The organism is Pseudomonas sp. B392_1p (genome assembly GCF_052245235.1).
Taxonomy (GTDB): Bacteria; Pseudomonadota; Gammaproteobacteria; order Pseudomonadales; family Pseudomonadaceae; genus Serpens; species Serpens gallinarum.
Genome location: NZ_JBQPXM010000015.1, coordinates 62461 through 75007 on the forward strand (window position 1 = coordinate 62461; position 12547 = coordinate 75007).

The following is a 12547-nucleotide window of genomic DNA, read 5'->3' on the forward strand; positions in this document are numbered from 1 at the left end:
CTCCGAGCTTGATCGAGGCCAAAAACGGCGGGCTGCCCGAAGACTCCGCGCCCCACTCTCCCGCCCTGCCACGGGCGGGGCCGCCCTACGCGCAACGTAACCCGGGCTACCCACGAACGAGACCACCCACGCGCAACGTTACCGCTGCACGGGTGAATGCCTTCTACGCTCCGCTTTGCGCCAAGTCAGCCACTTCGCGGCTGGCCACGGCGTACATGGAATAGTCGCTGCCGGTGGCGGCGCGTAGTTCCGCGAGCATGTTGCGCCAACGTTTGACCATCACCTTGCGCTGTTCCATCCACCCCTGCAGACGTGCTTCCAGATCGTCGCTTCCCGGCGTTTGCAGCAGCGATACGGTGATCGCCTGCTGCTGCCCGTCGAGGTCGTCGCGGAAGGCTTCACGGGCCAGGGCCTGCCAGTTGTTCTTTACTGGCAGCTCGGTGATCTGTTGCAGGAACCAGGTCAGCTCCAGCCTGCTACCCACCGCAAAGTACGCCCGGGCCACTTCGGCGGGTTCCAGGCCCGTCTGATCGGCGGCTTCGAGGATCGGCAGCAGCGTGTACAAATGGCTGACGCCAGCCACCATGCGCGCCAGCAACTCGGGCACACCCGCCTCGACATAATCGCGATAGCGCGCCTGCCAGAGCTCATGTGTCGGTCCTTCGAGAAGCTCGTTTAGCTTCAACCCCAGCGCCGCGACACGCGGGCCGAAATGCGCCAGGTCACGGGCGGCATTCAGCTGGTTGCGCCGGCTGCGCAAGAACCAGCGTGTGGCGCGCCGCCCCAGACGCATCAGCTCGTCCATCAACGCCAGCTGAGTTTCCGCCGGCACCTGATGATCGAGCAATTCGATCTGCCGAAACCAATGCGGCAGATGAAAGATGTCGCGCACGATCACATAGGCCGCCGCCACCTGGGAGGCGCTCATGCCGGTGGACTCCTTGAGCCGCTGCACGAAGGTGATGCCCATATGGTTGACCAGATCATTGGCAATCTGCGTGCTGACGATCTCGCGCTTGAGGCGGTGACGGCGCATGGCCGGCCCGAACTTTTCCGCCAGCAGCTGCGGAAAGGCGCTCTCCATGTCGCGAATCAGGTAGTCGTCGTCCGGTATCTTCGACTTGAGCAGCGCCTGCTTGAGGTCGATCTTGCTGTAGGACAGCAGCACCGCCAGTTCCGGGCGGGTCAGTCCCTGACTGTTATTGCCGCGCTCGACCAACTGCTCGTCGCTGGGCAGAAACTCCAACGCACGGTCGAGCTTGTCGCGGCTTTCCAGGTCGGTGATCAGCCGACGGTATTCGGCGCCGCGATCGCGGGCCCGCCGCTCGGCCAGCGACAGGGCCTGCGTCTGCTTGTAGTTGTTGGCCAGCACCAGCCGACTCACCGCCTCGGTCATGCCGGCCAGCAGCTCGTTGCGCTGCTTGCCGGTCATGTCGCCGGCCGTGACCACCTCGTTGAGCAGGATCTTGATGTTCACCTCATGGTCGGAACAGTCCACCCCGCCAGCGTTATCAATGAAATCCGTGTTGCTCGCCCCGCCATTCAAGCTATATTCGATGCGCCCCCGCTGGCTCATGCCCAGGTTGCCGCCCTCACCCACCACCCTGGCGCGCAGCTCATTGCCGTTGACACGCAGCGCATCGTTGGCCTTGTCGCCAATGTCGACGTGGCTTTCCGTACTGGCTTTGACGTAGGTGCCGATGCCGCCGTTCCAGATCAGGTCCACCGGTGCCTTGAGCAGCGCATTGATCAGTTCGTTGGGGCTGAGTCGCTTGGCCTGGATGGCGAAGCACGCCTGCATCTGCGGGGTGATCTCGATGCTTTTGGCGCTGCGCGCAAACACACCGCCACCGGCCGAGATCAGCCCGGCATCGTAGTCGGTCCAGGCCGAGCGCGGCAGCGCGAACAAGCGCTGGCGCTCGGCGTAGCTGGCCGCCGGATCGGGGGCTGGATCGATGAAGATATGAATATGGTTGAACGCCGCCAGCAGCTGCACCCGGTCGGACATCAGCAGGCCGTTGCCGAACACGTCACCGGCCATGTCGCCGATGCCGATCACGCTGATGCTGTCCTGCTGCACATCGATGCCGCGCTCGCGAAAATGCCGCTGCACCGAGATCCAGGCACCCTTGGCGGTGATGCCCATGGCCTTGTGGTCGTAGCCGGCCGAGCCGCCGGAGGCGAAGGCATCGCCGAGCCAGAAGCCATAATCGGCGGACAGCGCATTGGCGATATCGGAAAAACTCGCCGTCCCCTTGTCGGCCGCCACGACTAGATAGGGATCGTCGCCGTCATGGCGCACCACATTGGTCGGCGGCACCACCTGACCCTCCTGGATGTTGTCGGTGATATCCAGCAAGCCGCTGATAAACAGGCGGTAGCAGGCAATCGCCTCGGCCTGGATCTCATCGCGATTGCCGCTTTGCGGCAGGCGCCGCGGCACGAAGCCGCCCTTGGCACCCATGGGCACGATCACCGCGTTCTTCACCTGCTGAGCCTTGACCAGGCCGAGCACTTCGGTGCGGTAATCCTCCTCGCGATCCGACCAGCGCAAACCACCCCGAGCCACCGGCCCACCGCGCAGGTGTACACCCTCGAAACGCGGCGAGTAGACGAAAATCTCATAACGCGGTACCGGTTTGGGCACTCCCGGGATTGCGCCGGGATCGAACTTGAAACTGAAGTAGGGTTTGTCTGCGCCCTGGGCATCCGGCTGGTAGAAATTGCTGCGCAGCGTTGCCTTGATCAGCGCCAGGTAGCGCCGCAGGATAAGGTCCTCGTTGAGCACCGCCACCCTGTCCAGCGCGGTGAGAATCGCCTGTTCCAGCTTAAGCTGCTTGTCCTGCAGATCCGCCTCGATCAGCTTGCGCGCTAGGTAGAAGCGGGTTTTGAACAGACGCACCAGTTCACGCGCGATGTCCGGATGGTTGTTCAGCGCGTTGGCGATATAGCCCAGGTCGAAGCCCAGGCGGATTTGCTTGAGGTAACGCGCATAGGCGCGCAGCAGCGCAACGTCGCGCCAGGGCAGCGCGGCGCTGAGCACCAGCCGGTTGAAGGCATCGTTTTCAGCATCGCCGGCGACGACATGCACAAAAGCATCCTGGAAGGTTTCGTTGAGCTCCTGGATGTCGATCTGCAGGCCTTCGGCATAGGTGAAGGTGAAGTCATGGATCCAGAATGCTCGACCGCTGCGCTGGTGCAGGTAATAGGAAAACTCGCTGAGCACGCGCAGGCCGAGATTCTCCAGAATCGGCAGCACATCGGACAGCGGCAGGGGCGTGTCGCCGTGGTAGACCTTGCAATGCAATTGCCGGTCATCCGTGCCCAGCGGCAGATAAAAGCTCATCAGCAAAGGGCGCTGTTCGGACAGCTCGTGGATGTGCTGCATGTCCACCGCCGCCGAATGGGCTTCGTAGCGCTCGCGGTAGCCGGCCGGAAACCCCTGCGGGAAATTGGCCAGGACTTCCCGGCCACGGGCCTCGCCGAACCCTTCCAGGATCAGGTTGGCATAGTCGTCCTGCCAGGACCGGCAGGCCTGAATGACTTCCTGCTCAAGTTGCCGGGTGTCGAAGTGCGGCGGATGGCGGGGATCGATGCGCAGGATCAACTGCACCCGCGCCAGCTGGGACTCGGAAAAGTACGTCCAGAACTCGCAATCGCTGGCGCCCAATCGTTCCATGAGGATGCGCTGGACCTTCACGCGGATTTCCGTGGAGTACAGATCGCGCGGCACGTACAGCAGGCAGTACATGAAACGACCGTAGGGGTCCCGACGCAGGAACAGCCGCAGCCTGTTGCGCTCCTGGATCTGCACGATGGCCATGGCGGTCTCGAACAGCTCATCAACCGGCGTCTGGAACAGCTCGTCGCGCGGCAATACCTCCAGTACCTGGCGCAGCTCCTTGCCCAGATGCGCCTTCGCATCGAAGCCCGAGCGGGTGACGATGTCGTCCACCTTGCGCCGGATGTAGGGAATGCGCTTGACGCTTTCGGCATACACCATTGAGGTGTACAGACCCATGAAACGGTATTCGCGAATCACCCGGCCGGCATCGTCCAGTTCGCGCAACGAGACGAAATCCGGATAGGCCGGACGGTGCACCCGGCTGGGCCGCGCGGCCTTGGCGAACGATAACAGCAGCGGCTGACGCAGATAGGCCATGGTCGCAGCTTCGACATGGGTGTCCTCACGGCTCAACCCCTTGCGCAAACGCCGCGACAGGCCCAGCAATGAGGCCTCGTCATAGGCCACGCGACCGCCTTCGGCCTCGTCCTCCAAGGTGAACTCTTCATAGCCCAGAAAGGTGAAGTGATCGTCCAGCAACCACTGGATAAACACCTTCATTTCCGCAACGTCCTCGACGTCTACCTCGACCGGGCAATGCTCCAAGCGAGTGATGGCTTCGCGGGCGCGGGCCTGCATGGCCGGGAAATCGCTGACCGCCAGGCGCACCTCGTCTAGAACATCCAGCAAGGCCTGCTGCAACTCATGCAGCTCGCTGGCCGTCGCGCAGCGGTCAATTTCCAGGAACATCAACGCCTCGGCATGCACCCCTTCGCCCGTGGAGCCCTTGGGCAACAGCTCCAGCAACTCGCCGGCCGCGTTGCGGCGCACGCTGAACACCGTGTTCTGCAGGGTATGGATGCTACGCCCACGGCGCGCCAGCTCCATGCGCGCGGAGTCCACCAGAAAGGGCATGTCCGGGTGCAGGATTTCCACTGCACTGTGGCTGGACTGCCAGCCATGCTTTTCGTAGTCGGGGTTGAACACCCGCACCTGGGCCGTTTCGCTACGGGAGCCTTCCAGTAAACGCCAGGCCGACAAGGTGCAACCGGCCAGGTCGGTGAGGCGCCGCTCGACCAGTTCGTCGAGCGCGATCACGGCAAAGAACTGCTCGGCGAAGCGACAGACCTGCGGCAAGACGCCGGCTTCCACATGGGAGGCCAGAATCGCCTCCAATTGCTGCTGGAAATCGGCCTTGCCGGTCGCAGTGAAAAACACCATGGCGATACTCCATCAAAACAGAGAAATCCGTAGTTGCTTCAGGCGCGTCTGGCACGAACGTGTCTGCAATCACATTCCCGTGCTGCACGCCGCATCTGGCGGTGTACAGGTCGCACCCTGCGACATTCATGCACCGCGACCCTGCCTAGAACGTTAGCCCAGCTTCCCATCTTCGATTAAAGTGGCCGCCACCAGGCTGCGTCATATCGACCCTCGCCCCGTTTCGATCCGAGTCCCGATGATGGAACACCGTGAAGCGTTGCTAACCCTGCGACAATTTCTTGCTGGCCAGATTCTCGGCCAGGAAAAACTCATCGACCGCCTGTTGATCGCCCTGCTTGCTGATGGCCACCTGCTGGTGGAAGGCGCGCCCGGCCTGGCCAAGACCAAGGCGATCAAGGACCTGGCCGACGGCGTGGAAGCCGAGTTCCATCGCATCCAGTTCACCCCCGATCTGTTGCCGGCTGACATTACCGGCACCGAGATCTACCGCCCGGAAACCGGCAGCTTCGTATTCCAGCAAGGGCCGATCTTTCACAACCTGGTCCTGGCGGACGAAATCAACCGCGCCCCGGCCAAGGTGCAGTCGGCACTGCTCGAAGCCATGGCCGAGCGCCAGGTAAGCATCGGGCGCAGCACCTATGAGCTGTCGCCGCTGTTTTTGGTGATGGCCACGCAGAACCCCATCGAGCAGGAGGGCACCTACCCGCTGCCCGAAGCCCAGCTCGACCGTTTCCTCATGCACGTGAAGATCGGCTACCCGGATGCCTCAGTGGAACGGCGCATTCTTCAGCAGGCCCGCGGCGAAGCGCTGAACGGCGAAACCCACCCGGAAAAACGCCTCAGCCAGCAGGCCATCTTCGCGGCGCGCAAGCAGATTCTCGGCCTGTACATGGCCGATGCGGTGGAGGAATACCTGGTGCAGTTGATCATGGCCACGCGCTTTCCGGCCAAATTCGATGCGGAACTGGCCGAATGGCTCAGCTACGGCGCCAGCCCGCGCGGCTCGATCGCGCTGGACCGCTGCGCGCGGGCCAATGCCTGGCTGGCCGGGCGGGATTTCGTCAGCCCCGAGGACATCCAGGCGGTGCTGTTCGATGTGCTGCGCCATCGCATCATTCTCTCCTTCGAGGCGGAAGCCTCCGGCGTCGATCAGGATCAAGTGATCCAGCGCGTGCTGGACGTGGTCGCGGTGGCCTGATGAAACCGCTGCCGGCTGCTCGCCCCGTTTCTCACGCGGAGCGCTGAACCATGCATACCCTGCCGTCGCAACCCGGCGTGCGCGCGAGCCTGGCCGAACTGATCGACATCCGCCATCGCCTGCGCGAGGTGCAGCTGTTTTCCACGCCCAGCCGACGCAGTCCGTTGATCGGCCTGCACCGTTCCAAGCTGCGCGGACGTGGTATCGACTTTGACCAGGTGCGCGTCTACCAGCCGGGCGACGATGTGCGCACCATCGACTGGCGCGTCACCGCGCGCACCCAGGAACCGCACACCAAGCTGTTCCATGAAGAACGTGAGCGCCCGGTGTACCTGCTGGTTGAGCAGAGTCGCCCGCTGTTTTTTGGCAGCGGCGCGCAGCTCAAATCGGTGCTCGCCGCCCAGGCTGCGGCACTGTTCGGCTGGGCCGCATTGACACACAACGACCGCATCGGCGGGCTGGTGTTTGGTGATGGCGAGCACCATGAAGTGCGCCCGCGACGCAGCAAGCAAAGCCTGTTGCAGTTGCTCAACCGGCTGGTGGGCGCCAACCATGCCCTGCACGCCGACATGCAGGCTCCGCAGGGCACGTTCGGCCCCGCACTGCGCCGCGCCCGCGAAGTGCTGCGTCCCGGCAGCCTGCTGGTGGTGATTTGCGACGAACGCGCGCTCACCGATGCGGCCGAGCAACAACTGGCCCTGCTGGGCCGCCACATCGACCTGATCCTGTTGCCCATTTCCGACCCCCTCGACCACGCGCTGCCCGCCGCCGGCCTGCTGCGGTTTGGCGAACAGCAGGCAGTGCTGGAGCTGGACACCTATGACAGCGACCTGCGCCGCGCCTACCGCGAATTGGGCGAAGCACGGCGCCTGCGCTGGCAGCACGCTGCGCAAAGGATGCGCGCGCTGCTGCTACCCCTGAGCAGCCAGACGGACATGTTCGAGCAATTGCGCGAATACCTGGAACAACCTGCTGCGGACTCCCGCCGATGAGCACGCTCGACGCACTGCAACCTCTGTTGCCGCCCCCGCCGGTGCCCTGGTGGCCGCCGGCGCCGGGCTGGTGGCTGCTGGCCGTCGGCGTGCCGTTGCTGCTCTGCGCACTGTGGTACTTGTCGATTCGCCTGCACCGTCGCCCGGCCCACGAGCCGGAGCTGGACCCCCGCCGCCAACGGGCGCTGGACGAACTCGCCAGCCTGGCCAAACCCTACTACCAGCAACCGGCAGGTCCCTGGCTGCAACAGCTCAATGGCCTGCTCAAGCGCCTGTGCCTGCAGCATTACCCGGACAGCCACTGCCAGACCCTGAGCGGCCGGGCCTGGCTGGCGTTTCTCGATAACCGTTGCCCGGCCGCCGGGCTGACCCGCTGGATGGTGCTGGTGGACGGTGCCTATCGCCCGCAGTGTCTGCTCGACGACAAGGCCGTGGACGATCTGCACCGCGCCGTCGAAACCTGGATTCGCAAGCATGTTTGAATTCGCCTGGCCCTGGGTCTTTTTGCTCGCCCCGCTGCCCTGGCTGCTGCGCTGGCTGCTGCCTCCGGCGGACAATGGCGAAGCGGCGCTCAAGGTGAATTTTCTCGCCGAGCTGGAAAGCCTCGCCGGCCATAAGGCGCGCGCCAACCTGCCGGCGTGGCGCCAGCAAGCCCCGTTCGCTCTGCTCTGGCTGTGCCTGTTACTCGCCGCCGCGCGCCCGCACTGGCTGGGCGAACCCCTGCCGATACCGGCCAGCGGCCGCGACCTGCTGCTCGCCGTGGATGTTTCCGGCTCCATGGATTACCCGGACATGCGCTGGAACGAACAGGCCATCAGCCGCCTGACCCTGGTCAAACGACTGCTTGGCGATTTCATCGAGGAGCGCCACGGCGACCGCGTCGGCCTGATCCTGTTCGGCAGCCAGGCCTACCTGCAATCGCCGCTGACCTTCGACCGGCACACCGTGCGCACCTGGCTCGACGAAGCGCTGATCGGCATCGCCGGGCAAAACACCGCCATCGGCGATGCCATTGGCCTGGCGGTCAAGCGTCTGCGGGAACGTCCGGCTGACAGCCGCGTACTGGTGCTGGTTACTGACGGTGCCAACACCAGCGGCACCTTGGACCCGCTCACTGCTGCGCGCATGGCGGCCTTGCACCACGTGACGATTTATCCGATCGGCATCGGCGCCGCGCCGGGTCAGGGCGGCCAGCGCGGCGTCTTCGCCTTCACCCCGGGCATGGACCTGGACGAAGGCCTGTTGCAGGAAATCGCCGCGCTCACCAAAGGGCAGTATTTCCGCGCCCAGTCCCGTGAACAGCTGCAAGACATCGAAGCGCTGCTCGATACGCTCGAGCCGGTGGCGCAGCAACCCACCCAGGCACGGCAGATTCTTGCGCTGTACAGCTGGCCCCTGGGCGCTGGCCTGGTACTCAGCGTGCTGCTGATCGGCCGTGTACTCTGGCCGCAGGGCCTGCGTCCCTACTGGCTGCGGAGGTCACGGTGATGGAACTACTCTGGCCGCATTGGCTGCGCCCTGCCTGGCTGTTGCTCGCTCCCCTGCTCGGCTGGCTGCTCTGGCAGCTGTGGCACCGCGAGCGGCGAGCCGGCCGCTGGCAGCAGATCCTGCCCAGCGCCTTTCATAGCCTGCTGCTCACCCGCAGCAACGGGCGCGGCAATCGCCTGCCGTGGATCGCGCTGGGCCTGGCCTGGCTGCTGGCCCTTTTGGCCTTGCTCGGTCCCAGTTGGCAGCAGTTGGAGCAAACCGTCGGCAAACCGGCCGATCCGCTGGTCATCATCATCGACCTGACGCCGCAGATGCTGGCAGGCGACACGCCACCCAATCGTCTGGAACAGGCGCGGCGCAAGATTCTCGACCTGCTCGAGGCTCGCCGAGACGCCCAGACCGCCGTCGTCGTGTATGCCGGCAGCGCCCACGTGCTGGTGCCGTTGTCCGACGACATGGCCACCACGCACAATCTGCTCGACGCGCTCAAGCCCTCGATCATGCCCGAGCCGGGCCAACGCGCCGATCTGGCCGTGGCCAAGGCCCTGGACCTGCTGCATCAAGGTGCGCGCGATCAAGGACGGCTGCTGTTGATTACCGGCGCGCTGAGCGAGACAGAACGCAGTGCAATTGCACGGCAACTCGGCCGCCAGGGCGAACGTCTGCTCATGCTGGGCATGGGCACCTCCCAGGGCGCGCCGATCGTTCAGGAAGGGGGCGGTTACCGTCTGGATGATCAGGGCGCGATCATCCTGTCGCGCCTGGACGATGCCGGCTTACGCCGCTTCGCCGACCAGATCGGCGCCCGCTATGCGCCCTGGCGTCTGGACGAGGGCGACTTGCGCGCACTCGACCTGCTCAACGCTCCGCAGCACTTGCGCGAAGAAGACGGTGAATCTGTCCGCCTCGCCCACTGGCTCGACCAGGGCCACTGGCTGCTATTGCCCCTGCTGCTGCTCGCCGCCTGCGCGGGACGGCGCGGCTGGTTGTTCTGCCTGCCCTTGCTCATGGTCTTGCCACAGCCTGGGTATGCCTGGAGTTTCGATGACCTGTGGCTGCGCGCCGACCAGCAAGGCCAGCGCCTGCTCGATGCGCAACGCCCCGCCGAAGCCGCGCAGCGCTTCAGCGATCCGCTGCGCCAGGGCCATGCCCTGTACCAGGCTGGTGACTACCCCGCCGCCGCCCAGCGCTTCGCTCAGGGCGACAGCGCCGCCGATCATTACAATCGCGGCAACGCGCTGGCCCAGGCTGGCGATCTGCAGGCTGCGCTGGAGGCCTACGATCAAGCCTTGGTCTTGCAACCGGAACTGCCCCAGGCCCTGCACAACCGCACGCTGATCGAAAATCTGCTGCGCGAGCGAGAAGAAGAACAGCAGCACGATGACAGTCCGTCATCCAGCAGTACACCCGAGCCATCCCCTGCCGGCTCTCCCGGTCAGGAAGGCCAGGAGCGCGACGCGGATAACAGCCCCGAGGGCGAATCCCTGGAGACCGACGACGCATCGACGGCCCCGGCCAGTGGCACCGCCAGCGAGTCGGACAGCGAGCAACCGGCTCATGCCACCGCGCAACCGGCCGATGCGCTGGGTGACGAACGCCGCCAGGCGCTGGAACAATGGCTGCGCCAGATTCCCGATGACCCCGCCGAACTGCTGCGCCGCAAGTTCAGGTACGAACAACACACCAGGAATCCCCAGCGATGATGCGCCTGCTCTGCGTTTTCTTTTTTTGCCTGCTCAGCGGCCTGGCCAGCGCCGAGGCCCGGCTGCACGCCAGTGTCGACCGCCAGCAGTTCAGCATGGGCGAAACCCTGCAACTGACCCTGGAAGTCGCCGGCGTAACCCTGGCTGGCAAACCGGACCTCACGCCCTTGCAGCCGCTGTTCAAGGTACTCGACAGCCAACAGGTCAATCGCCTGGTCACCGTCGACGGCGTGGCCCACACCATCACCCGCTGGATCATTACGCTGGCGCCCCGGCAAACCGGCTTCGTGGTCATCCCGCCCCTGAAGCTGGGCGAGGTCTGGTCCACGCCAATCACTCTGCATGTCACCCCGGCCCAGGCGCCCACAGACGCACCCGGCAAGCTCTCCCCGGTGTTCATCGACGCCAGCCTCGACCGGGACAGCGCCTACGTGCAGGCTCAGGTGGTGCTGACCCTGCGCATCTACCACTCGGTGACGCTGTTCGATGACAGCGCCCTGACACCGTTGCAGACACCCGAAGCGCGCGTCGAGCAGCTTGGCAAACCGATCACCTACGAAAAAATGGTCAACGGCGTGCGCCATGGCGTGATCGAAATCCGCTATGCGATTTTCCCCTTGCGCAGCGGTGACATCGAACTGCCCGCGCAGGTGTTCAGCGCCACCTTGGTCGAACGCAACAATCCCGACCAGTTCAACCCCTTCGGCCCGCGTTCGGGCCGCAGCGTGCGGGTCACCTCGCCGGTCATTCCACTCACGGTAAAGGCTAAGCCCGCCGACTACCCAAGCGATGCCCCCTGGCTGCCCGCCAGCGCCCTGACCCTGAGCGAAACCTGGACCCCCGAGCCAGAACAGGTCAGCGTCGGTGATTCGCTGACCCGCCAACGGGTTCTGCGCGTCGAAGGCCTGTCCAGCACCCAACTGCCACCGCTGCCGGCCACGCAAAGCGCCGACCTGCGCCACTACCCGGACCAGCCCAAACTGAGCAACGAAACCACCGAACAGGGGTTGATCGGCAGCCGCGAGCAAAGCGAAGCGCTGGTGCCCAATCGCGCAGGTCAGGTGCAGGTGCCCGCCGTGGAAGTCGTCTGGTGGAACACCCAAACCGACAGCCTGGAACGCACCCGCTTGCCGGCGCGCAGCTTTGCCGTGGCCAGCAATCCGCAACTGGACCTGGCCCTGCCGCCGTTAGCCCCGTCGGTGCCCAACCAGGCCCTGTGGCCTTGGCAACTGAGCAGCGCCCTGCTGGCCTGCACCACCCTGCTCGGCTTCGGCCTGTGGTGGCATGCCCGGCGTCAGCCCGCCATTCAGCGCGCCACACTCCCTGGTCCCAGCGCACGCAGTCTGCTTGACGACCTCAAGCGCGCCTGTCTGGCCGACGATCCGCAGGCCACCCGGCACGCACTCGACGCCTGGGCCCGTGCGCACCCGGAGACTCTCGCCGCTATGGCCGCGCGCCACGTGCCGCTGTCCGATGCCCTGGATGGTCTCAATGGCGTGCTGTACAGCGAAACCGAACAAACCTGGAATGGCGAAGCCTTATGGAAAGCCATCCGCGACCTGCCCGAGCCTCAACGGAGCGGCGCCCAGGCCACCGACACCGCCCTACCGCCGCTCTATCCGCGCTGAGCACGGGACATACTTTTTCTACCTACGGAAATCCATTACATGACCGCTGATCTCGACCCTGTCTGGGTGCAGATGTGCAACGCCGCAGAACTCGACCCGAGCCGTCGCCTGGCCGCCCGACAGACGGTGCTGAACAGCAGCGCAGCCCTGGAGTGCACGCTGTACCGTCCCGACGACAATGATCCGGATGCCGAGGAGGAAGAACTCGGCGATGCGCGCATTCTGTTCACTGGCGCCTTCCAGACTCCCGAGGCGTGGAGCGAGGCCGAACGCGCCGACTTCTTCGGCGAGGAAGACCCCGAGCAGTTTGTGACGGCCGACATCGAATGCATGGAGTCCCCGGCCTCACCGCGCTTCTTCACCGTCGAGCCGGGCGACTACGTGGCCGTGATGGAGAATGGCGTGGTGGTGATGTATTACCTGTACGACTGCCAGGAAGATGAACAAGGACTGCATGGCGTGCTGATTCGCGATGAGCAGGAGTTGTTCTGAGTCAGCCGACTAGGACGACCTCCGCCCAAAGAGTTTGG

At 64.8% G+C, this 12547-nt stretch carries 8 protein-coding genes; 7 read left to right on the plus strand and 1 reads right to left on the minus strand.

The window, feature by feature from the left end:
* Positions 1-163: 163 nt before the first annotated feature.
* Entirely contained in the window at positions 164-5005 is a 4842-nt protein-coding gene (locus ACTV8E_RS18520; RefSeq protein WP_443200442.1) for an NAD-glutamate dehydrogenase, read from the minus strand.
* Between the two features lie 241 nt (positions 5006-5246).
* Here ACTV8E_RS18520 and ACTV8E_RS18525 point away from each other — a divergent pair, with 241 nt between their 5' ends.
* The 7 genes from ACTV8E_RS18525 to ACTV8E_RS18555 all read left to right on the plus strand — a co-directional run bounded on the left by ACTV8E_RS18525 (position 5247) and on the right by ACTV8E_RS18555 (position 12509).
* Entirely contained in the window at positions 5247-6206 is a 960-nt protein-coding gene (locus ACTV8E_RS18525; protein WP_251836430.1) for an AAA family ATPase, read from the plus strand.
* A 50-nt stretch (positions 6207-6256) separates the two neighbouring features.
* Positions 6257-7198, plus strand: a complete 942-nt coding sequence (locus ACTV8E_RS18530; RefSeq protein WP_443200443.1) for a DUF58 domain-containing protein — start codon at positions 6257-6259, stop codon at positions 7196-7198.
* Positions 7195-7680, plus strand: a complete 486-nt coding sequence (locus ACTV8E_RS18535) for a DUF4381 domain-containing protein (protein ID WP_251836382.1) — start codon at positions 7195-7197, stop codon at positions 7678-7680. Before ACTV8E_RS18530 ends, ACTV8E_RS18535 begins: the two co-directional genes overlap by 4 nt.
* Positions 7673-8686 (plus strand): VWA domain-containing protein, encoded by a 1014-nt coding sequence (locus ACTV8E_RS18540; protein ID WP_443200444.1) that lies wholly within the window; start codon positions 7673-7675, stop codon positions 8684-8686. Before ACTV8E_RS18535 ends, ACTV8E_RS18540 begins: the two co-directional genes overlap by 8 nt.
* Positions 8686-10389 (plus strand): VWA domain-containing protein, encoded by a 1704-nt coding sequence (locus ACTV8E_RS18545; RefSeq protein WP_443200445.1) that lies wholly within the window; start codon positions 8686-8688, stop codon positions 10387-10389. Before ACTV8E_RS18540 ends, ACTV8E_RS18545 begins: the two co-directional genes overlap by 1 nt.
* Entirely contained in the window at positions 10386-12017 is a 1632-nt protein-coding gene (locus tag ACTV8E_RS18550; protein ID WP_443200446.1) for a BatD family protein, read from the plus strand. The genes ACTV8E_RS18545 and ACTV8E_RS18550 overlap by 4 nt, the downstream gene beginning before the upstream one ends.
* Positions 12018-12089: 72 nt before the next feature.
* Positions 12090-12509 carry a hypothetical protein gene (locus ACTV8E_RS18555; RefSeq protein ID WP_251836431.1) on the plus strand — a complete coding sequence of 140 codons (420 nt, stop codon included), beginning with the start codon at positions 12090-12092 and terminating at the stop codon, positions 12507-12509.
* The last annotated feature ends 38 nt before the right edge of the window (positions 12510-12547 follow it).